Annotated in this window: 16 protein-coding genes and 1 pseudogene; 12 read left to right on the top strand and 5 right to left on the bottom strand. The window is 36.8% G+C overall.

The features are described 5' to 3' along the window. Positions 1–187 precede the first annotated feature (187 nt). The 3 genes from atpD to EL165_RS04265 all read left to right on the top strand — a co-directional run bounded on the left by atpD (position 188) and on the right by EL165_RS04265 (position 2958). Positions 188–1696, top strand: coding sequence for a F0F1 ATP synthase subunit beta (atpD, locus tag EL165_RS04275; protein WP_002979246.1), 1509 nt, complete (start codon positions 188–190; stop codon positions 1694–1696). Between the two features lie 81 nt (positions 1697–1777). Continuing rightward, complete coding sequence (locus EL165_RS04270) at positions 1778–2059, top strand: FoF1 ATP synthase subunit delta/epsilon (protein ID WP_041461756.1); 282 nt, start codon at positions 1778–1780, stop codon at positions 2057–2059. Between the two features lie 80 nt (positions 2060–2139). Continuing rightward, complete coding sequence (locus tag EL165_RS04265) at positions 2140–2958, top strand: hypothetical protein (protein WP_002979250.1); 819 nt, start codon at positions 2140–2142, stop codon at positions 2956–2958. A 379-nt stretch (positions 2959–3337) separates the two neighbouring features. On the opposite strand, the gene EL165_RS04260 is transcribed toward EL165_RS04265, so the two are convergent. The 5 genes from EL165_RS04260 to EL165_RS04240 form a co-directional block, all read right to left on the bottom strand. Continuing rightward, positions 3338–5527, bottom strand: coding sequence for a B12-binding domain-containing radical SAM protein (locus tag EL165_RS04260; protein WP_002979252.1), 2190 nt, complete (start codon positions 5525–5527; stop codon positions 3338–3340). Between the two features lie 111 nt (positions 5528–5638). After that, positions 5639–6400: a bactofilin family protein gene (locus EL165_RS04255; RefSeq protein WP_002979254.1), complete on the bottom strand. Its 762-nt coding sequence runs from the start codon at positions 6398–6400 to the stop codon at positions 5639–5641. A 190-nt stretch (positions 6401–6590) separates the two neighbouring features. Further along, the gene (locus EL165_RS04250) at positions 6591–7469 is read right to left on the bottom strand and encodes a DMT family transporter (protein WP_002979256.1); all 879 of its coding nucleotides are present in this window, start codon (positions 7467–7469) and stop codon (positions 6591–6593) included. A gap of 67 nt (positions 7470–7536) precedes the next feature. Then, positions 7537–8808, bottom strand: coding sequence for an aminotransferase class I/II-fold pyridoxal phosphate-dependent enzyme (locus EL165_RS04245; RefSeq protein WP_172617008.1), 1272 nt, complete (start codon positions 8806–8808; stop codon positions 7537–7539). An 88-nt stretch (positions 8809–8896) separates the two neighbouring features. Next, on the bottom strand, positions 8897–9934 hold the full coding sequence (locus EL165_RS04240; protein WP_002979259.1) for a PLP-dependent cysteine synthase family protein: 1038 nt from the start codon (positions 9932–9934) through the stop codon (positions 8897–8899). A gap of 222 nt (positions 9935–10156) precedes the next feature. Between EL165_RS04240 and EL165_RS04235 the strand changes: the two are divergent. The 9 genes and pseudogenes from EL165_RS04235 to EL165_RS04195 all read left to right on the top strand — a co-directional run bounded on the left by EL165_RS04235 (position 10157) and on the right by EL165_RS04195 (position 24151). Beyond that, a pseudogene (locus EL165_RS04235) lies at positions 10157–13641 on the top strand (glycosyltransferase family 117 protein). 90 nt (positions 13642–13731) lie between these two features. Beyond that, complete coding sequence (locus EL165_RS04230; protein WP_002979262.1) at positions 13732–15225, top strand: hypothetical protein; 1494 nt, start codon at positions 13732–13734, stop codon at positions 15223–15225. A gap of 105 nt (positions 15226–15330) precedes the next feature. Continuing rightward, positions 15331–15858 carry a DUF1697 domain-containing protein gene (locus EL165_RS04225; RefSeq protein ID WP_002979264.1) on the top strand — a complete coding sequence of 176 codons (528 nt, stop codon included), beginning with the start codon at positions 15331–15333 and terminating at the stop codon, positions 15856–15858. Positions 15859–16477: 619 nt separating this feature from the next. Next, on the top strand, positions 16478–17287 hold the full coding sequence (gene kdsA, locus EL165_RS04220; RefSeq protein WP_041461757.1) for a 3-deoxy-8-phosphooctulonate synthase: 810 nt from the start codon (positions 16478–16480) through the stop codon (positions 17285–17287). Positions 17288–17330: 43 nt separating this feature from the next. After that, on the top strand, positions 17331–19568 hold the full coding sequence (locus EL165_RS04215) for a TonB-dependent receptor plug domain-containing protein (RefSeq protein WP_041461476.1): 2238 nt from the start codon (positions 17331–17333) through the stop codon (positions 19566–19568). Between the two features lie 232 nt (positions 19569–19800). Further along, on the top strand, positions 19801–20202 hold the full coding sequence (locus EL165_RS04210) for a GNAT family N-acetyltransferase (protein ID WP_002979268.1): 402 nt from the start codon (positions 19801–19803) through the stop codon (positions 20200–20202). 141 nt (positions 20203–20343) lie between these two features. Beyond that, entirely contained in the window at positions 20344–20724 is a 381-nt protein-coding gene (locus EL165_RS04205; protein ID WP_041461477.1) for an HYC_CC_PP family protein, read from the top strand. Positions 20725–20841: 117 nt separating this feature from the next. Next, entirely contained in the window at positions 20842–21315 is a 474-nt protein-coding gene (locus EL165_RS04200; RefSeq protein WP_002979270.1) for a DUF3347 domain-containing protein, read from the top strand. Positions 21316–21418: 103 nt separating this feature from the next. Then, positions 21419–24151 (top strand): multicopper oxidase domain-containing protein, encoded by a 2733-nt coding sequence (locus EL165_RS04195; protein ID WP_185097078.1) that lies wholly within the window; start codon positions 21419–21421, stop codon positions 24149–24151. Positions 24152–24160: the final 9 nt, after the last annotated feature.

The raw sequence follows: 24160 nt of genomic DNA, 5'->3' as shown, positions 1-24160 counted from the left end.
AAATATAGATATAATGTAACAATCTATCAATATAACAATGTATCAATATTTCCGGAAGGGAAAATATGAGTGTGGGAAAGGTAAATTGCTGTATTGGTAAATTTGTAAAAGCATGATAAAAATCTTTTTTTTACCAATTGCGGGTTTATGAAGAATCACTATATTTGCACCAAGAAAAAATTTAGCAATGGCAAACCAAATTAAAGGTAAAATTTCTCAAATTATTGGTCCGGTAATCGACGTTGTCTTCACAGATGTGGAAGCTGTTCCAGCAATCTATGACGCGTTAGAAATTACAAAAGAAAACGGTGAAAAAGTAGTTTTAGAGGTAGAACAACATATTGGCGAAGATACAGTAAGATGTATTGCAATGGACGCTACTGACGGTCTTAAGAGAGGACAAGATGTAATCGGATTCGGAAATCCTATTATGATGCCAATCGGAGAGGCTGTAAACGGAAGACTATTCAACGTTGTTGGTGATGCTATCGACGGACTTCAAGATATTTCTAAGGATGGTGGTCTTCCAATTCACAGACCAGCTCCAAAATTTGATCAATTATCAACTTCAGCAGAAGTTTTATTTACAGGTATTAAAGTAATCGACCTAGTTGAGCCTTACGCAAAAGGAGGTAAAATTGGATTGTTCGGTGGTGCCGGTGTAGGTAAAACAGTATTGATCCAGGAGTTGATTAACAATATTGCAAAAGGACACGGAGGTCTTTCAGTATTTGCCGGAGTAGGTGAAAGAACGAGAGAAGGAAATGACCTTTTAAGAGAGATGTTGGAATCAGGTATCATTAAGTATGGTGATGATTTCATGCACTCTATGGAAAACGGAGGTTGGGATCTTTCTAAAGTAGATTTAGAAGCGATGAAAGATTCAAAAGCAGCATTCGTTTTCGGACAAATGAACGAGCCGCCAGGTGCAAGAGCAAGAGTAGCACTTTCTGGTCTTACTTTAGCTGAGTACTACAGAGACGGTGGAGAAAGCGGACAAGGTAGAGACGTACTTTTCTTCGTAGACAACATCTTCCGTTTTACACAGGCTGGTTCTGAGGTATCTGCACTTCTTGGTCGTATGCCATCAGCGGTAGGTTACCAACCTACACTTGCTTCTGAGATGGGTGCGATGCAGGAAAGAATTACTTCAACTAAAAATGGTTCAATTACTTCAGTACAGGCGGTATACGTACCTGCGGATGACTTAACTGACCCGGCTCCTGCAACTACGTTTGCTCACCTTGATGCAACTACGGTACTTGACAGAAAGATTGCTTCATTAGGTATCTATCCAGCGGTAGATCCATTGGCTTCTACTTCAAGAATCCTTGCTCCGGAAGTTATTGGTCACGATCACTACAACTGTGCTCAAAGAGTAAAAGAAATCCTTCAAAGATATAAAGCACTTCAGGATATCATCGCGATCCTTGGTATGGAAGAACTTTCTGAAGAAGATAAAGCGGTTGTATACCGTGCAAGAAAAGTTCAGAGATTCTTATCTCAGCCTTTCCACGTAGCAGAGCAGTTTACAGGTATCCCGGGATCATTGGTAGACATCAAAGATACCATCAAAGGATTCAACATGATTATGGATGGTGAATTAGATCACTTACCGGAAGCAGCTTTCAACCTGAAAGGAACTATCGAAGAAGCTATCGAAGCTGGACAAAAAATGTTGGCTGAAAACGCATAAATTATTAACAATTTGAGATTTGAAATTTGAGATTCGATGAGTAATTTCAAATTTCAAACATCAAATTTCAAATTTGTTTCTATGAATATAAAAATTTTAACACCAGAATACGTAGTTTTTGAAGGTGAAGTAGACTCAGTATTACTGCCTGGAAAGAATGGTGAATTCCACATCATGAAAAACCACGCAGGAATTGTTTCTTCTTTGGTAGGAGGTGATGTAAAGCTTTTTGCCAATTCTATTGATGAGGCTTTTGCTAAAAACTTCACGAAAGAATCTGGAAAAGACTCTGTTTTTGCTTATGCTATCAAAAGCGGTGTTGTAGAATTTAATCATAATAAAGGCATTATCCTTTGTGAATAATTAAATGAAAAGCTAAATATATTTTCAAGAAAGTGTAACTTTGTGTTACACTTTTTTTATTGATGTAAAAGTCTGATTTTATGAAGAAAAGTATAATCATATTCTTTACAGTTCTGAGTGTTTTCCTCTATGCTCAGAATATCAAAACCAAGAGGGGAATTATTAATATAGACGGCATTCCGGTGGCTAAGCTATCCAACAAATCCAGCGAATATACTTTTATGGATCTGAAGGAGACCCCGATATACACGATAAAGTTTATTGATAAAAGTATTGTTGATTCCGTACGGGACAGCTATATCAGTATCAACAGGGTATACAACAGGGATAAAACTATAGAAGTTGACTATTCATCACCATCTGCTTTTTCGGGAGAAGAAAAATCTGCAGTTTTTACTTCAGTGAAAGATCTTAAGATCATTGATAACAAAGGCATCAATGTCAAAAATCTTGATGAGCTTTTTTCCAATGTTCCGAAAAGGAAACTGGACGCTAAAACAAAAGATGCTTATGCGATCAGAAAGAAAATAGACAAGATGAATATTGAGGTCAATAAAGTAGGAGAGATTCTCAGCAATGGTGTTCCTGTAGGGTATTTTACCAATTTACCTGTAAGCTTTGGATCTGAAGATACGATTATGGATAAAACACCTATAGATATTGAAATCTATGATGCCAAAAGCAAGCTTATCGGAAGGTATATCACGACCACAAAACAGCTTAAAACAGCCGGAGGCAAATCTTTTACTATTTACAGGGAAATGTCGGGGAGAGCTTCTATTCTGAAATTCCCGACCTATAAAGCCTTAGCAGAACGTATGGCGATCATGGATCCTAATTTTATTAAAGTTCAGGAGAAAGTTTCTGTAGGTACCGTATCAAAGGAGACTCCAAATTAAAGCTCTGATTAAAAAAGAAAAATATTTTCGTATCAATAGGAACGGGCTTTAGCCCGTTTTTTTATTATGGATTAAATTCATCCGGCTTTAGCCAAACCTATATAATTGTACTTTTAAACCACCCCGTCAAAAATTCTTTGAATTTTCGCCACTCCTCCGGAGGAGGGGAATATTTTGCGGTTCTATTTATAATAGTTAGAAATTTGGATTTGATTTCTTAGTTATGATAAAATAAATAGAAGATTCTATCTTAAAATTAAGATTTGTGCAAATCCGCGAAATCTGTGGGAAATTAAAATTCAAGCGGGTGTTATTCGTTCAGAAAAAAATCAAAAGAATTCTGCAATTACAAAAATCCCTGAGAAAAAAACGGAAATTTTTATAAACTTAAAATTACTCCGTTTTCCTTCAATTGCTGCATTGGTTTTGAGAACCAGAACAGTTCAAAATCTTCAAAATTTTCCTCAAAATTATTTTTAAGTTGCTGAACTGTAGGTTTTTTAGAATTTTCAATTGCATTTTCTTCCAGCACATTCATCAGCCATTCAGCTTTTTCCTGTTCCAGTTCAATCTTTACAATATTGGTTTTTAAGTGGAATGTAAGCAGCGTATATGTACCGGAATATTTCTTTTTATTTTTTACGCGATTCTCAGCGATTACGTTTTTGGTTAAAAAGACAACTTTTGAATTCACTTTCAATTGAAACTGCCCATCTTCCAAAAGACAGTCGTGAATATAATCCGGATGAATAGTTGTTCTCGGAATTTTAAAATCAAACCATTCCTGGAGCGGCAATTCAAAATTGACTCCATGCATATAGTTGAACAGAGATTTCTTTAATCCAAAACTAAACTTGTTATGATCGATTCCGGTTTTATCTTTAAAATCCACATCATTATTGGCAAACAGGATTTCCTGCTTTACGGGAACAACCCCAAAATCTTCCGGGTTCATTCCAACAGGCGAATGTGCTGTCATAGCAAACTGATGCCAGAAACCACTTTGAAGAATTCCCATCTCAAACATCTGTCTGACCATTTCCAATGAATCAACAGTTTCCTGAACGGTTTGAGTAGGGTAGCCATACATCAGATAAGCATGGACCATAATTCCGGCTTCAGTAAAATTTCTGGTTACATTAGCAACCTGCTCCACCGAAACTCCTTTATCAATTAATTTCAGCAATCGGTCACTGGCCACTTCAAGCCCGCCGGAAACGGCCACACATCCTGAAAGCTTCAGAAGATAGCATAAATCACGGGTGAAGCTTTTTTCAAAACGGATATTCGTCCACCAGGTAACGACCAGGTTTCTTCGGAGAATTTCCAGAGCTACTTCTCTCATTAAAGCAGGTGGTGCCGCTTCATCTACAAAATGGAATCCTGTTTCGCCGGTTGTTCTGATCAATTCTTCAATCCGATCTACCAGAATTTTAGCAGAAATAGGTTCGTAGATCTTGATATAATCTAAAGAAATATCGCAGAAGGTACATTTTCCCCAGTAGCATCCATGTGCCATTGTCAGTTTGTTCCATCTTCCGTCACTCCATAAACTGTGCATGGGATTGGCGATTTCAATAACGGAAATATACTGATCCAGTTTTAAATCTGTATAATCGGGAGTTCCTATTTCAGACTGTTTAAAATCATGTCTTTTAGAATTGTTCTTATAAACAACTACATTATTTTCGAGAAGGAAAGTTCTTTTAAATTCAGCTTCTTCCGCAGGGATTTCTAAATTCTGATGAAGCAGTTCCAACGGAAGTTCGCCATCATCTAAAGTAATAAAATCGAAAAACTCAAAAACTCTCTGGTCTTTAACTTCTCTTAATTCTGTATTGGGAAAACCTCCTCCCATCGCAATTTTAATGTGAGGGTAGTGCGTTTTGATCCATTGGGCACATTTGAAACCGGAATACAGATTCCCCGGAAAAGGTATTGAAAAACAAACCAGTTTAGGCTGTACGGCTTCGATTTTTTCCTGAAGAATTTTCAAAGTAAACTCATCAATAAAGGTGGGCTCACCAGATAACTTAGAATATAATTCATCAAAAGAATTGGCACTTTTTCCAAGACGTTCTGCATATCTGCTGAAACCAAAATCAGGATCAATATTTTCTACAATATAATCGGAAATATCTTCTAAGTAGAGCGTTGCCAAATGTTTGGCTTTATCCTGAAGTCCCATATTTCCAAAAGCAAATTCCATATCATCCAGCTGGTTGAAACGGGAAGCTTCCGGAAGAAAGTTCATGCTGCAGATCTGTCTTGCCAATGTTGGTGTTTTTCCCTGTAAAAAAGGGATAACCTGATCTATCGTTTTTAAATACTCTTCTCTTAAAGCATAAATTCTCTGGGAATTTTCAGAGGTATTCTGAAGATCAATTTCTTTATTGAAAACCTTCTGGATTCCGTCTTTAGAAAATAATTCCAAAATAACATCGATCCCAAGATCTACCTGATAGCTGGAAATATTTTTGGTATTTAGAAACCCTTTAATATAAGCCGTGGCAGGATAAGGAGTATTAAGTTGGGTAAAAGGCGGAGTAATAAGAAGCAGGTCTTTCAACAGAAAATTTTTGCAAAGTTATTCCAAAGTTTTTTTAGAAAAAAATTTTTCCCCCTGATTATAAACAGTGAGGAAAAGTCTTTAGAGTTCCGGCTTATTGCAATTTCTGTCTCAAAACAAATCAGCCGGTTTAATAAATAAGTGATCCGGAGCACTATTTTCAATAAAGCTTAAAAAAGCATCTTCATCGAAATATCCGTCCTGATCAAGAATCGCAGGATTCAACAATACCATTTCACTGGGTTTTTCCAGGCTGATATTCTCAATGAATTTTCCGGTTTTCCCGGTTATTTCATTATGAAAGCTGATTAAATATCTGGAGTAAATATTTCCTTCAGCTACAGTGTAATGCCCGTTTTCTGCAATAAGTGCGGTCATAATACTGCCTCCGGTATAGGTTTCATTATCATTACCAGACGCTCCGAACAATACTCTGGCAGTAATGGTTCCTGAACAGTATAAAGAACCGTTGATGATTATATTTTCTGCCTCTATATTACCGGTTACAATAAGAACTATATAGTCTTCAACATATAGTTTTCCGGATAAATGAAGATCACCTTCTATGAGAACAATTTTATATCCTTCGCCTTCTTTGGTAATCAGTTCGAGAGATGTATTGTTTTCACTTTCTGTGAGGACAATTTCGGGGACATCATTTTCATGATTGGTTTGCAGAGAGGCTTCTTTTATTTTTTCTGCAATTTCATCATCCAGCATTTCAAGAAATTCAGCAATGCTTTCTTCATCTAAAGTGCTTTCATTGAAAAAATTATTTTCAAGAGCTTCACGGGTGACGTTGTATAAGTTTTCTGATTTCTCTTTAATTCTACTATATAACTGATCTTTAGTAAGTTTCTGCAACTCTTTCATAGGCTTTTATAATCAATGCATTTATCTGTTATAGAAGGGGAACACCTATCAATAGACCTATGCAATATAGTCAGATAAATTTTGTTATACCAGAGGGTGTAATGAATTGTTGAATTTTTTCAATCAGATAATAGATACAAATAGCTACTTTTTATTTGAATGATATGGTCCTTATTGATAACATTTCAGTTTAGGCATGATTCAGATTTTTACGATCCGTAATTACATTTAAAGTAACCCCTAAGAGGATTAGTGTAATTCCGATCAATAAGTTATTGGTGAATTTTTCATGAAATATCAGGACACTGATCAAAACAGCTACAACCGGTTCCAGCGCCCCCAGAATAGCGACAGGGGTTGATCCGATATATTTAATAGCATATACAAGACAAAGACTGGAGATTACCGTTGTGAGAAATGCAAAAATGAAAAAGTTAATGAAAATCTCTGCAGAAGGAATAACGAAGGATGCCTCAGCCATTGCAGCTTTGCTCATAAAGAACATGGAGGTGAAAAACATAGAATAGAAGGTGAGTTTAAACCCTGAAACCTTAATGTTTGATTTGTTGACAATCACCATATACAGAGCATAAAAAAGTGAACTGAGCATCACAATTCCCAATCCTGTAAAATTGATTTCCAGCCCGTTGCCTTTTAAGCATAAAACAATAACCCCGGCAAAAGCAAGAAGTAAAGAAACTATTGATAATTTTGCCAGTTTCTCTTTATAGAAGAAAAACATAAGCAATGCAACAATAACAGGGTAAATAAATAAAACGGTAGAAGCAATTCCTGGCGTAAGGAAATCATATCCCAAAAACAGAAACTCCGAAGAAAGAGCATAGCAAACTCCAAGAACAGCCAGTATTAAGGCTTCTCTTTTATTGATTTTAAAACTTTCTTTGGAATACACGAGATATCCTCCCACCATTAAAGCCGAAAAGAAAAATCTGTAAAACAGCGTAATATCCATTGAAAAGTGGGCCTGCTTAACAGGCAGGATAAAAATCGGAATCAGGCCATATGAAACAGCCGACAGAATTCCCAGTGCGTAACCTCTAAGTTTCATGTGCTTTTATAGTTATTAAACAAAAAAGCCACTGATTGATTCAGTGGCTTTCTTTTATTTTGATGAATTAAATCGGTTTAAAACTTAATCCCTGTTCCTGCAGTAATTTTTGTTCCTGCTCTTTGTAGTAGCCACCTACTAATTTATCATGAATTGCTTCAAATGCTGCCAGAGTTTCATTAATCTCTGCATCTGTATGAGAAGCGGTAGGAATAAGTCTTAAAAGAATCATTCCCTTCGGAATGACCGGATATACCACCACAGAGGTGAAGATACCGTAATTCTCTCTTAAATCCTTAACCAATAGAGTAGCCTCTACCGGAGTACCCTGCATCATTACCGGAGTTACACAAGTATTGGTGTCTCCAATATTGAATCCTCTTTCTTTAAGTCCGTTCTGTAGCTTGTAAACATTCTCCCAAAGTTTAGCTTTGATCTCAGGTCTTGATCTCAACAGTTCCAGTCTTTTCAGACCTCCGATCACCATTGGCATGGTAAGGGATTTTGCGAAGATTTGTGATCTCAGGTTGAATTTCAGATATCTGATGATTTCTTTGTCACCCGCAAGGAATGCTCCGAAACCAGCCATTGATTTGGCAAAAGTAGAGAAATACACATCAATCTGATCGTTGCAATCCTGCTCTTCACCCACACCGGCACCTGTTTTACCAAGTGTTCCGAAACCATGAGCATCATCTACCAATAATCTGAACTGGTATTTTGACTTAAGGTCGCAGATCTCTTTGATTTTTCCCTGCTGGCCTCTCATCCCGAAAACCCCTTCTGTAATCACAAGAATACCTCCTCCTGTTTCTTCAGCTACCTTAGTTGCTCTCTGAAGGTTTTTCTCAAGACTTGCCATATCGTTGTGCTTATAGGTAAATCTTTTACCTGAATGAAGTCTTACTCCATCCACGATGCAGGCATGAGAATCCATATCATAAACAATTACATCATTTCTGCTTACCAGGGCATCAATAGTAGAAACCATTCCCTGGTAACCGAAGTTCAATAAATATGCTGATTCTTTTTTTACGAAGTCTGCCAATTCTCTTTCCAGCTGAAGGTGCTGGTCTGTTTCTCCGGACATTGCTCTTGCTCCCATCGGGTAGAACATTCCATATTCAGCCGCCGCTTTTGCATCCGCTTCAATTACTTCAGGATGATTACACAGCCCTAAATAGTCATTGGCACTCCAGAAAATTACTTCTCTACCCTGAAACTGCATTCTAGGGCCGATAGGTCCCTCTAATCTTGGGAAAATAAAATAGCCTTCACCATAATCTGCAAATTGTCCAAGTGGTCCTGGATTTTCTTTTATTCTTTCAAAAATATCCAACATTGTATCGTAATTTTTAAGTAATAAAGCCTTTTTTGTCTGAATACGCAAAAGGCTTTATTTATTTGTATCGTGATTTTATTCGTTCTTATTTGATAAACTCCGTTTTGAAAACTTCGTCATAGTTGTGAACACAGTTGTTGACAAATCCCTGTTCAGCCATCCATTTATCACTGTATACTTTAGTGATGTATCTTGAGCCATGGTCAGGATAAATTAAAACAACCAGGTCGTTTTCTGTAAGTTCATGAGACTGGGCATACTGCATTAGTCCCTGTGTTACAGCTCCGGTAGTGTAGCCACCCATGATCGCTTCTTTTAAAGCAATTTCGCGGGTTCTGTAGGCAGACATTTCATCATTTACCCTTACAAACTCATCTACCTTGTCAAAAAGCAGGGCAGAAGGGATCAGGTTTTTACCCATTCCCTCAATCTGATAAGGATGTACATCTTCTTTGTGAATTTCTCCTGTCTCGTGATAGCTCTTTAGAATAGAACCATCTGCATCAACTCCGATGATCTTGATATCCGGATTTTTTTCCTTCAGAAACTTCGCCGAACCTGATAATGTTCCACCAGTTCCTGTACAGGCAAAAAGGTGAGTGATCTTACCTTGTGTCTGTTCCCAGATCTCAGGACCTGTTGTCTGATAATGTGCATCAATATTAAGCTCGTTAAAATATTGATTGATGTAAATAGAATTAGGAGTTTCCTTAGCGATTCTTTTAGCTACTTCATAATATGATCTGGGATCATCAGCCGGTACATTGGCCGGACATATATACACCGTCGCTCCCAATGCTTTCAGGTAAGCAATTTTTTCGGGTTTTGTTTTATCACTTACTGCAAGAATACATTTATATCCCTTAATGATACATACCATCGCAATAGAAAACCCGGTATTACCGGAAGTAGTTTCTACAACTACAGAATCTTCTTTTAAAAGGCCTTTTTTCTCTGCGTTCTCTATAATATGAAGTGCGATTCGGTCTTTGGTGGAATGTCCAGGATTATATGATTCTAACTTGGCATAAACGGTTGCTGGAATATCTTTTGTAACAGTATTTAGCTTCACCATAGGAGTATGTCCTATCAGGCCAAGGATATTATCGTAAACATTACTCATTATTTGTTATTTTCAATAAAAATCTGACTGCAAAAATACAAAAAAATAAATAATTACTAAACTTTTGTTTGATTTCTAGGGCATAGTTTGTAAAAAATTATTTTCGTATTTTCAGTTTTGACACGAGTATAATCGCAAATACTACGCCAAAATTTTTAAATTTTGTTAAAACCCGCATAAAATAAGATAAAAGCCTTATTTTCGCATAATTGATTTAATACTATGAAAAATTGGACTTTTAGGCAATGGAACACCGTCTCAGGATGGGTGATTTTCGTCATTGCGTTTTTCACGTACTTGTCCACCATAGAACCCAATTTCAGTTTCTGGGATTGTGGCGAGTACATTTCTTCTGCAGTAAAACTCGAAGTAACGCACGCTCCCGGAGCTGCTTTATTTCAGATAGTGGGTGCCGTGGCAGCCATTTTTGCATTAGGGAAAGGCGAAAATTACTCCATCGTGATCAACGCGATGTCTGCATTGTTCAGTGCGCTGACTATTTTATTTTTGTTCTGGACGATTACCCACTTTGTGAGAAGACTTTTGAACAAAGATTTTGAAGAAATTACGAAACATCAGGAAATCTCTATTTTATTTGCCGGAGCAGTAGGAGCACTTTGCTTTACGTTCTCAGATACATTCTGGTTCTCAGCAGTAGAGGGAGAGGTTTATTCTATGGCTTCTATGTTTATCGCGCTTTTGGTCTGGTTGATCACCAAATGGGAGAATGAGTATAAAGCGGGAAACAGTGAAAGATGGATCATTCTTATTTTCTTCGTTTTAGGACTTTCTGTGGGAGTGCATATGATGTGTATGCTGGCGATCCCTGCAGTATGTCTGGTATATTATGCAAGAAATTATAAGTTTACCTGGAAAAACTTTATCTGGGCAAACCTTATCACATTGGGAATTTTGATTATTGTTTTCAAAATTATTTTCCCTCTGATTATGACGATGTTCGGAAGACTTGAGATTTTCTTCGTGAATGGTCTTGGACTTCCTTTTCACTCCGGAACAATTGCTGCTTTTGTTTTGATGGTAGTGATCTGCTATTTCTTAATCAAGTATGCAAGAAAAGCAAAAAGAAACATCTATCAGACGGCTGCACTGTCTGTGGTGTTTATGATGATCGGATTCTCCTGCTGGATGGTTATCCCAATCAGAGCAAACGCCAATCCGCCGATGAACCTTAATGATCCGGATACTGCAATTGGTATGCTGGATTATTATAACAGAGAGCAGTACGGTGATTGGCCAACAATTTACGGGCAGAATTACACTGCATTCTTGGATGCTAACGGAATTGAGAAAAATGAGGACGGAAGCTTCAAGACACAAAAAACCGGTGAAATCTACGAAAAAGATGAAAAAACCGGAACATATAGAAAAACCGGAGACCGTTTCAACTATGTATTCAGCAAGTCTCAGGTAAGCTTAATGCCGAGAATGTTTAACGAAGATAAGGATGTAATGGCGAACTATATTTCGATGTATGGTGCTCCTGATTTTACATTCAATTATGCTAACGAAGATGTGGCAGACAATCCGCAGGCTAAGCAGATCTTTGATGAGCTGAGAGCAAAATATGAAGATAAATCGATTACCGCTTCAGATTATCTGAAGGTAAAACCTTATAACCTGATCAATGTTCAGAAGCCTTCGTTTCTTCAGAATATGGATTATTTCATCACTTTCCAGAACGGATATTACTTTGTAAGATATCTGATGTGGAACTTTGTAGGAAGACAGAATGACCTTGAAGGAAACATGGAAAGTACAAAAGGAAACTGGATTTCCGGAATTCCTTTTATCGATAATGCTGTGGTAGGAAACCAGGATAAAATGCCTGCGAAGTTTAAGAATGAAAGTACAGTGAAATTCTTCTTCCTTCCATTAATTTTAGGTTTAATCGGATTCTTTTTCCAATTAAACAGAGACTTCGGAAGATTCTATGCATTGTTGTCTTTATTCATTTTAACAAGTGTAGGAATTATCTTCTATACAGGAGTAAAGCCTTTTGAGCCGAGAGAAAGAGACTATGCAATGGTAGGTTCATTCTACGCATTTGCCATCTGGATCGGTATGGGAGCCGGAGCAATTTTGTGGTTCCTGCAATCTAAAGTAAAATCAAACGGAGCCAACATTGCTCTGGGAGTGGTTTTATTAGGAGTACCTTTTATGATGGGCTTCCAGAACTACAACGTTCACGACAGAAGCAACCGATATACAGCGTATGATTATGCGTATTCCGTTTTAAAATCATTACCGAAAAACGATATCCTTTTCGTGTACGGTGATAACGATACTTATCCGGTTTGGGCAATTCAGGAAACAGAAAGATTCAGAGATGATGTAAAGGTGGTTAACTTTACCCTGGCTTCAACTCCTTGGAACCTTGACCAGATCAAAAGAAGAACTTACAATGCGATGGGAATCCCTAGCCAGCTAACACATGAAGATTACAGAGATGGGGTAAACGATCAGATCTATATGATGAAGAAAGAAGATTGGGAAGGTGTATTCTCTATGCTGAAAGAACAGGGAGCTCCTGAAACTGAATTCCAGTCTTTCAGAAAATACCTTACTCAGGATTCTTTAACATTGAAACAGGCGATTGAGTTCATCAAATTCAAATCTCCTGAAAAAGACGAATTGTTGAAAATGTATTTCGGAGAAGAGAAATTTGAAAAATACAATATCCTTCCGGTAAACAAATTCATTCTTCCTGTCAATAAAGAAAATGCTTTAAAAGCTGGGATTATCAACAAAGAAGACCTTCCGAATGTTGCTAATCAGATCATGATTACTTACAAAGGAAACACATTGTATAAGAATAACCTGATTTTAATGGATCTTTTAGCGAACTTCGACTGGAAGCGTCCTATCAACTTCTCATCAGGAGGTATTTATGACAGTGAGAATATTTTCTATCTGAATGATTATCTTCAGTTTGACGGATTCAGTTACAGGTTAATTCCTATTCAAACGCCTCCGACAGCTGATGGCGATATGGGAAGAGTAGATGCCAATTCTCTTTATAATGTGGTGAAAAACTTCAGATGGGGGAACTTCAAAACTTAAATGCTCACTTTGATGAAACGGCAACTTCTAATATCATCAGCTACAGAATGTCGGCGAGCAGAGCGGCGGCAGCCCTTGCATTAAGCGGACAGAAAGCTAAAGCATTGGAAATTCTGGATCTTGCAGCAAAAGAAATTCCGGCAGAGAAATATAATGATCCACGTTCATTAAGTTCAATTGTTTCAGGATACATCATTGCAGGGCAGGAGCAGAAAGGTCTTCAGATTGCAGAAGTACTTAAAAAAGGAATCTTTGAAGAATACGATTATTATTTAAGCCTTTCCAAAGCAGACCAAAGCTACCTGAGAAGACAAATGAGAACAAAACCTATGGAATATTCTCTTGTCGTTTCTGCAGTAACAGATGCTTACACGAGGATAGGACAGAAAGAAAAAGCATATGCTTATCTGGTAAAATCCATTGAGCCTATTGATAAGAAGTTCAATGTGTTTATCAAAGATCTTCAGGAAATGGGCAGAGATAAGGCAATGAAAGAGTCTGAAAATGTACAGCAGATCACGCCATTCTATCAGTACTTATTTGATGTCATGGAACCTTATGATTCTACTTATTCAAAAGAAAAAGAAAGTCAGATCACGAACGCGATTATCAAAGCGACAAAATAAAAACACTTTAAAACGGAACTTCGGTTCCGTTTTTTTTATTATTGGGAATCCTGAATATTAAGATTATATTTGTGAAACTAAAAATACATAATGGCTGAAACAAATAATAGCAGGTTCCCAATCTATGCCGTAATTGCTACAGTTGCTTTTAAACTCCTTTTTTTACTGACACATTATATCCAGGAAGATGCATTTATTACCTGGAGAGTTGCTCAGAATTTGTTGGATTATGGTGTGATCGGGTTCAATGGGGATACCAAAATCTCTGCATCTACAACACATTTGTATGTTTTTGTATCTTATTTTTTCAACCTTGTTTTTGGAAAAGAGAACTTTATTGAGCCTCTTTTGATTTTTAATTCCATATTGTTTACGACAGGAACTTTATTGCTGTCCCATTTGGTGCTTAAAAACCCCTGGCATAAAGTGATCTTCATATTCCTGATCGGTATTTTACCTCCGGCCATTAAAATTTCAATTCTTGGAATGGAGTATGGAATTTTGTTCTTTCTTGAAATGTCATTGTTATACTATGGCTTCCACAAAGGAAAGAAATGGGTATTGACGTTTCTTCCGGTCTTAATAATGTTTACCAGAATCGATACGGTAATATTCCTGGGAATTGTATTTCTGGTAGATGTATTCTGGAACAGAAAAATCAGATGGAATTACATTTTTGGCGGAATTCTGGGTGTTTTATCAACAGTAGCTTTTAACTGGTTTTACTTTGGTGAACTGGTGAACAATACCATTACGGCAAAAAAGCTACTTTATAGTGAAGACTTTACGATCCAGCAGCATATTGGTTACTTTTTTAAGAGTTTCGGAAACTTCTGGGGAATGCTGAAAGTTCCCGGAGATTTTAACCCTGTCACCATAGTTGTATTGATCTTTGAGCTGCTTTGCTTTATTTATCTGATCAGACAGAGAGAAAAGAGAAATTACTTTTTGTGGATGATTTTTATCTTCGGATGGGTAAAACAGATTATTTTTATTTCTCAAAAAAGCTTATTTGACTGGTATTACTGGGTTCCGCAGATCTTACTTTTCGTTCCCGTTCTTATTTTTGTACTGGAGCAGAAGGAGAGAAGAAATCTTTGGCTGTCCTTATTGATTATATTCTATATTTTCCCGATGCTTGTTTTTCAAACCGTTCATTCTATTGCTACAGGAAATGGAGAATGGAATTACAGAAGAACGATAGGTGTTTTTTTAAATCAATATGAAAAAGACAAAAACCAATGGATTCTGCTTGAGCCGGCAGGATATGTTCCTTATTTTTCAGGATTAAAAACGATAGATGAGGTGGGATTGGTAGATAAACAGATTCAGGAAGAAATTAAAAAGGATAAAGTAAATTATTGGATCAATACAGTAAAAACAAGAAAACCGAAATATCTTCTCTCTTACAAAAACCTGTATGAGGGCAATAATGAGAATTCAAGATATTATCAAACCCATTATAAACTATTGAAGGAATTCCGGGTTAAGGATCATCTGAAAAGCGATAATAAGATTTTAGAAAAAATTTACCACCTGAAACCTTCCGGAACAGACTATAATTTGTACATTAGAGTTGATTAAAAGATTAAAATATTTAAAAATTGAAAGCATTCAGAAAAAAAGTTTTATAATAACTCTTTCACTCTAATACCCTCAAACTCTCAAACCCAATATAATCCCTAAAAAATGAAATACTGTGCTTTTCTCCGTGGCGTCAACGTAAAAGGAACTAACATGAAAATGGCAGATGTCTGCCAGGTCTTTAAAGATGCCGGCATGAATGAGGTGAGCTCAATACTGGCGTCCGGAAATATTGTGTTTTCTTCAGATAAAAATAGTGATGAATTAAAGACAATTCTGGAAAAAGCAATGTCAGAGCATTTTTCTTATGAAGCATTTTTGTTTGTGAGATCTCAGGAAGAAGTAGAAGTGTTGTGGAACAGTATTCCTTTTGAAAAGAATGATACATTTCACATTTATGGCTTTATAGGAATGCCGGGTGTGGAAAAGGTTCTGATGGAGGAGTTTCAGAAAGCGGCTCAGGATGAAAATGAAAAAGCTGCGATTGTTAATGGTATATTTTATTGGCAGGTTCCTAAAGGAAATACGTTGGATTCTACCTTTGGAAAAGTATTAGGTAAAAAGAGCCTTAAAGATCAGTTTACCAGCAGAAATGTGAATACGTTTGAGAAGGTCTTGAAGAAGATGGGGTAAAATATTCCATAGTTGGGTTTAATATTTTCTGATTATTTTTAGGTTTTGGCTGAAGCCAATGGCTGTTTGTTTTATTTGTAAACGGGCTAAAGCCCGTTCCTATTGATTTTTTAATCTGCAAACAGTGGAATTGTTTACAAAAATTACATAGATTCTACCTTTGGAAAGTACTGGACAAAAAAGTTTTAAAGATCAGTTTACCAGCAGGAAGGTGAACAGGCATGAGAAAATTTTAAGAAATTCTAAATAATTATCGCAATGCTTCGGCAGGCTCAGCATGACACCGCTAAAAAATAACGTTAATATAATGTGGCTTCGACGTAGGTTTTTGTACATTGATGGTTTATACTTTGTATTATAATTTTCACATTAATAAAACAGCTAGTATTAGAGTTGTCATGCTGAGCTTGTCGAAGCATCTATCACTTATAACTTATCCAGTGCCGATTAACAGTTAGGATTAGGGTTGTCATGCTGAGCCTTTCGAAGCATCTATCAATAAATAATAAGAAATCCAAAAGCCAAAAACTATTGCAGCCATAGCCTGTTAAAGCAATCAAATAATTTCCATTTGTGAAACTTTCTCAGTATTTTTACTGAACTTTTAATGACAACAAAAATGATTCAGTATTTAGATAATATTTCGCACAAAGATTCAAAAAACTTTTTCCTTATTGCCGGTCCTTGTATTATAGAAGGAGAAGATATGGCACTAAGAATCGCTGAAAAAGTAATCAGTATTACGGATAAATATAATATTCCATACATTTTCAAAGGAAGTTTCAAAAAAGCAAACAGAAGCCGTGTAGATTCTTTCACAACCATTGGAGAAGAAAAATCTCTTGAAATCCTTAAAAAAGTAGGAGAGACCTTCAATATTCCTACTACAACAGATATTCATGAGAATGAGCATGCGGCATTGGCAGCACAATATGTGGATGTTCTGCAGATTCCTGCATTCCTTGTTCGCCAGACCGATTTATTGATCGCTGCAGCAAAAACAGGAAAATGTGTTACCCTGAAAAAAGGACAGTTCCTTTCGCCGGAAGCGATGAAGTTTGCCGTTCAGAAAGTAACAGATTCCCATAACCAGAAAGTGGCTATTATTGAAAGAGGAAATTCTTTCGGATATACAGATCTTATCGTGGATTACAGAGGAATTCCTACGATGAGAGAATATGCACCTGTTATTTTGGATGTTACACATTCCTTGCAACAGCCTAATCAAAGCTCAGGGGTTACAGGAGGAAGACCAGACCTTATTGAAACGGTTGCTAAAGCAGGAATTGCAGTAGGAGCAGACGGAATTTTCATCGAAACACATCCTACACCGGAAACCGCATTATCTGATGGTGCCAATATGTTAAGATTAGATTTATTAGAAGATTTGTTACAAAAATTGACAAGAATTAGAGAATCGATTTTGTAATTGTTAAAAAAACATTAATTTTAGAAATTCTAAAACATTTCTTTTGAAAAAACTAGTTTTACCGCTAAGCCTTATGGTCCCGTTTCTGATTTTCTCCCAACAAAGAAAAAAAGATACAGCGACCACTAAAGTAACCGATATAGAGGAAGTTGTCTTCCAGAAAAAAGCAACAGGAAGAACAAATGATCTTACCAACGTAAGAATTTCAGCGAAAGAAGCCAAATCAGTAGCTTCTATTAATGGTGGAATTGAAGGATTGCTTAAAACACTACCTTCCGTAAACTCCAATACCGAGCTGTCTTCCCAATATATGGTTCGTGGCGGAAACTATGATGAAAACCTTATCTACATTAATGATATTGAGATTTACAGACCTTTCCTGATCAGAAACTCGCAACAGGAAGGGATGAGTATCATCAATCCCGATATGGTTTCTACAGTGAATTTCTCTGCAGGAGGATTTGAAGCTAAATATGGAGATAAAATGTCTTCTGCTTTAAATATCTATTATCGTGAGCCTGAAAAATTTGAAGTTTCAGGAGAAGCAAGTTTAATAGGTGGAAGATTGACAACAGGTTTGGCTTCAAAAAATAAAAAGTTTACAGCCTTATTTTCCGGAAGATACAGAAATACCAATCTTGTTCTTAACACTCTGAAGGAAGATACAGACTTTAACCCGACCTATTGGGATTTCCAGTCTTATCTGGATTATCATGTCAGTGATAAATTCTCTATGTCATTCATTGGGTATTATTCCAAAAATGATTATGAGATGATTCCCAGAGCAAAAAGTGTTACTTTCGGAAGTCTTCAGCAGCCTATTACGGTGGATATAGGGTATGCGGGTAAAGAAAATGACCAGTATAAAAATATGATGGGTACATTCTCTATGAACTATAAGCCAGCCGACAAATGGAAGCTTACATTGGATGCTTTTGCCTATCAGAACAGAGAAAGAGAATATTACACAATCAATTCAGGATATGAATTGCAGACTTTTGATCCTGTGACGCAGCAGCCGGTAACATCGTTTGACGTCGGCGGACAGATAGAACATGCAAGAAATGACCTGTTTGTAAGAACCTATGGAACCCAGTTCAGGGCCAAATTTTCGCCCAATGTAAATACCGACTTTGAGGTTGGATTTAAATATGAAAAAGAAAACCTGAAAGATCTTACCAATGAATGGAAGGTTGTAGATTCTGCAGGGTACAGCCTGCCAAGACCTGAAATTATTGATCCGAGAACAGGAATGACTGGTGATCTTAAACTTGCGTATTATATCGCCGGGCAAAACAATATTGAGCCTACAAGACTTTCTGCATATGCACAGTATTCACAGAAATTCTATTGGGGAGCCAGTAAAGTATTTGTAAATGCCGGAGTACGTGTTGCCAACTGGAGTTTCAATAAAGAAACGATATTCTCTCCAAGAGCCCAGTTTGCGATTAAGCCTGATTGGGACAGTGATATGTTGTTCAAAATTTCAGGTGGAATCTATTATCAGGCACCTTTCTATAAAGAGATTAAGGATTTAGACGGTAATTTTAACTCTAACATAAAATCGCAGCGTTCTATCCAGGTTATTCTTGCCAATGATTATGAGTTCCAGATGTATGACAGACCATTTAAACTGACTACAGAACTTTATTACAAGAAACTGGATAATCTGATCCCGTATTATATGGATAACGTAAGAATTCGTTATTCCGGACAGAACAATTCCAAAGGTTATGCTTATGGTATTGATACAAGATTATTCGGGGAATTTGTTCCTGGTGTAGATTCCTGGTTGTCTGCAAGTTATGCTAGGGTGTATGAAAATATTGATGGAAGAGGAGATATTCCAAGACCTACAGACCAAAGGTTGAGGTTTGCCATGTTCTATCAGGATTATATGCCAAGTTTCCCGTCTATGCGCGTCAACCTTACTTTAGTCTATGCTATGGGATTACCTACAGGAGCGCCTGTGATGTTCAACAGCAACGGACAGCCGGATTTTGGTTCAGCGTATAATTATCAGCAGACTCTCCCTTCTTATAAAAGGGTAGATTTAGGATTGACAAAGGTATTTATTGATCCGAAAGAAAAAAATAAGAGATCCGGTTTCTGGGGTAATTTCGAGGAACTGACATTAGGAGTTCAGGTTTTCAACGCATTTAACATAAACAACACTGTTGCAAACCAATGGATTACAGATTACAATACCAATTACATGTATCCTGTTCCGGTACGTCTTACAGGGCGTTTCTTCAATGTGAAGCTGGAATTTAAACTGTAAAATCCACTCAATCAGACTTATCTGTGAGAAGATAAAAAATAAAAGATCCTCTGAAAATAATTCAGAGGATTTTATTTGCCTGAAATTTTAACTACGGTTTCTCTGATAACCCATATTTTTCAAAATGTACAATATAATAACAACAATTGATTGATTTTAAATTAGTTAATTATAAATGTAAAGTATAATTATATTGATGGAATAAGTAAATTTGAAGGTTAATAGAAATTTTATGAGCAATATTATATTTAAAATAAACGAAAAGATAGAAATTAAAACAATTAAAGATTTATTATTCATGTCCGATTATTTGCCAATTATTGACATGGATGATGACTTTCGTTTACAAAAAATGTTTGATAATGCAAACCTTGTTGTATCTGCCTGGTCAGAAAATAAATTAGTCTGTATTGCCCGGTCACTATGCGACTTTAGTTGTTACTTATCTGATATTTGTGTAAACAAAGAATTCAGGCATTTAAATATTGGGAAAAGATTAATTGAAATAACAAAAGAACACGCAGGAAAAGAATGTAAAATAATTCTCCATTCTTCAGAAGATGCATTAAATTTCTACCATAAAATTGGAATGAAAAGAATTTCAGAAGCATTTATAATCCAAAGAGAATATTAAAAATGAGAAAGCGACAATTGAGGTTGAAATGGAATAGTTGAAAAGTTAATTTCTGAAAATTTTTTATTTCCCGAATTTTATAACAACATTACCAAATTTTATAACAACCATATTACAGATATTTTTAACTTTGTTCTACCAATGAAAAAGATTCTTGCCATATTGTTTTCTATTTTCTACTTCGGGTTTTCTTCCGGAGCGGCATTTAGCATTCACTATTGCATGAAAGAATTTGTTTCTGTAAGCCAGAAAACAGATGGTATCTGTGCAAAATGCGGTGTTAAAGATAAAAAAGGATGTTGCAAAACAGAGATCAAAGTAGTAAAAGTAGATGATTCCCAGAGATCAGATCTGCTTAAAATTGACTTTTTAGGCCAGATTTCAGAAGTTCCGGTTAAACATCAGTTTGCCGTTATTGATAAGTCTTTTTCGGCAACCAAATTTACTCAGATCCAGATCAATGCGCCGCCCGAATACAGGCCGGTACCTATCTACATCAATCATTGTAATTTTAGAATTTAGAATCCGTCAGTCGTTTCCGGTATCATCAATTGTATACCGTTACGGGCGACATGTCCTGACGCATTTACTGATGCGTTATCTATTCTTTATTAAAAATTAATTCTAAAATTTAAAACAATGAAAAAATATATCATCACAGCAGCCTTATCTTTATTCTCAATTATTTCAGTAGCAGCCCAATCTAAAAAGGATGCTCAGGTCTCTAAGCTGTATCAGAACTATATCGCTATCAAATCAGCTTTGGCTTCAGATGACGCAGATAAAACATCAAAAGCAGCAAACGAATTTATTAAAACAGCTTCAGCCATAGACTATAAAGTTGTATCTGAAGGAGATCTTAATATTCTCAGAAAAGATGCCTCTGCTATTTCTGAAGCAAGAACCGTGGCAGCACAAAGAGAAACTTTTTTCAACCTTTCAGACAATATGATTGCCTTGACCAAAGAGTTTAAGCTTTCTGAAAAGCCGGTATATGTACAATACTGCCCAATGGCAGATGGAAGCTGGCTAAGCGATGAAAAACAGATCGCTAATCCATATTATGGGAAATCTATGCTTACTTGCGGGAGTGTAAAGTCAGAAATTAATTAATTCTTGTATTGTTCTTAAAAACAATAAGTTGTATAGCTTGATTTATAATTAAATTTAAGCTATGCAGCTTCTAAAAGTTCGAAATGTTATGAAGAAATTAATAATGTTTCTGGTGCTTTTATTCTCTGTTTTTACTTTCGCACAAACTACAAAAACGTATTATACCTGCCCGATGCACCCGGAAGTGGTGTCATCAAAACCTGGAGACTGCCCGAAATGCGGAATGACTCTTGTGAAAAAAACAGCAGTTATAAAATCCAAAGTAGCAGCAAAACCGGAAACGAAAGCGATCCCTACAGAGATTAAAACAAAATCTCCAGAAACAAAAATAAATAAGGCAAATAAAGTAAAGGAAACAGCTAAGGTTGAGAAAGCAAAAATAATAAAGCCTTCTGTTCAACCTGAGAAAAAAGTCTTAACTCAAGCTCAAACTGTTTACACCTGTCCGATGCACCCAGAGGTGGTTTCAGACAAACCTGGAAAATGCCCTAAATGTGGGATGGATCTGGTAGAAAAAGAAGATCATTCCCGTCACACAGACGCTGAAACAAAAGAAGAAAAGTCTGTTCTAAAACGTAATTCAGAAAACGGGCGAATTACTTTCGGAGGAAAAACAGTTCGTTATGATCTGTATGTAAAAGATACGATTATCAATTTTACAGGAAAAAACAGAAGGGCTATTGCAATCAACGGGAAACTTCAAGCTCCTACTTTGTATTTTACAGAAGGTGACACTGCTGAAATCTATCTGCACAATATGCTTAAGGAAAATACCGGATTGCACTGGCACGGAGTGATTCTTCCTAATGAACATGATGGTGTTCCATATCTTACCACAAAGCCTGTAAAACCTGGAGATACCCATTTATATAAATTCAGAATCTCTCAAAACGGAACCTATTGGTATCATTCTCACGAAGCTCTTCAGGAACAGATAGGAATGAACGGTATTCTGGTCTTTAAAAAAAGAGAAGGCGAACCGAAAACGGAGTACAATGCTGAAATTCCGGTATTACTTGGAGATTGGAGCGATGATGATCCGATGCAGATCGCAAGAAGGCTTCATATGGCGAATACAGACTGGTATGCTGTAAAGAAAAATGCGGTACAGAGTTACTGGGAAGCCATTAAGTCCGGGAATTTGGGAACAAAAGCCCTGAATGAATGGAAAAGAATGGAAGCAATGGATGTAAGTGATGTTTATTACGATAAATTTCTGATTAACGGTACTCCAAGTTCAGATTATTCCAATTTAAAAGCTGGTGACAAAGTAAGGCTTAGAGTTGCGAATGGAGGGTCTTCTACCTATTTCTGGCTGAATTATGGAGGCGGAAAGATAAAAGTAGTGGGAAATGACGGGAATGATGTGGTACCTGTAGAGGTTGACCGTCTGATTGTAGGAGTTTCCGAAACCTATGATATTGAAGTGACCATCCCTGAAAATAAAAGCTTTGAATTCCGGGCGACCTCAGAAGACAGAATAGGACACGCATCCCTTTGGCTGGGTTCCGGTGAAAAGGTTGAAGCTCCCAATCTTCCAAGGCTTATGCTTTTTGAAGGAATGAAAATGATGAACGGAATGATGGAAATGAGCGGGAATATGAAGCCTATGAATATGACGATGGGAAATCAGATGATGGATATGAATGAAGTCATGTATCCGGAATTATCTGAAAATCAAAGAAAAACTACAATGAAGCACATTAATGAGATGATGGGCGTGAAAACGAAGGAAGACAAGAAGGAAGATCATTCCCAACACTCAGGCATGGATATGAAGGAAGAAAAAGCCATCAAAAGATTGTCTTACAATATTTTAAAATCTCCTGAAAAAACCATTCTTCCCACAGACAGCATCCGTGAGATGAAATTTACGCTGGAAGGGAATATGAACCATTACCTGTGGACTTTGGATAATAAAACCGTAACAGAGACGGATAAAATTCTGATCAAAAAAGGAGAGGTTCTCAGAATCAAGATGTATAATAATTCTATGATGCGTCACCCGATGCACCTTCACGGTCATGATTTCAGATTGATCAATTCAAAAGGAGAATATTCTCCACTGAAGAATGTAGTGGATATCATGCCGATGGAAACCGTAACGATAGAATTTGCTGCCAATCAGGATGGAGACTGGTTTTTCCACTGCCATATTTTATACCATATGATGGCGGGAATGGGAAGAGTCTTCAGCTATGAAAATTCAAAACCCAATCCACAGCTTCCGAATAGAAAATTAGCCTGGAAAAACTTTATACAGGACAATAAAATGACGAGTTCTATGGCAATGCTGGATGTGGCAAGCAATAAGATTCATGCAGAGACCATGACCATGTTTGGGCCAAGATGGGCTAACCTTAATGAGTTTCATACCAACTGGAATTTTGATCATTTTGAAGGAAGTGTAAAAGTAGGACGCTTCTTAGGAAAATTTCAATGGGCATTACCTTATGCAGGAATCAGGGTTCAGAAGAATCATGAGATCATGGAAAGACAGATGGCAGAAAATCTGGGAATGGATTTTCATGGCAAAAAGACCTGGTTCGGACAGCAGAAAGCCTCCAGAAACAAGTTCGCATTTATAGTAGGTATGCAGTATGTGCTGCCAATGTTGATTACTGCTGACGCAAGTGTGGACCAAAACGGAAAAGTATTACTGGAATTGAGCCGTGAAGATATACCGCTTTCCAGAAGGCTGAGGGGAAATTTCAGCGTTAATTCAGACGGTGAGTTTTCAACCGGAGTGAGGTATATTCTTCAAAAATGGTTATCTGTTTCCGGAAACTATGATAATGAACTGGGCTGGGGTGCAGGTGTTACTTTAACCTATTAATTTTTTTAA

The sequence above is a fragment of the Chryseobacterium gleum genome, assembly GCF_900636535.1.
GTDB classification, from domain to species: Bacteria; Bacteroidota; Bacteroidia; order Flavobacteriales; family Weeksellaceae; genus Chryseobacterium; species Chryseobacterium gleum.
Note: the sequence above shows the minus strand (reverse complement) of the source record. Positions and strands in the feature narration are given on the sequence as shown.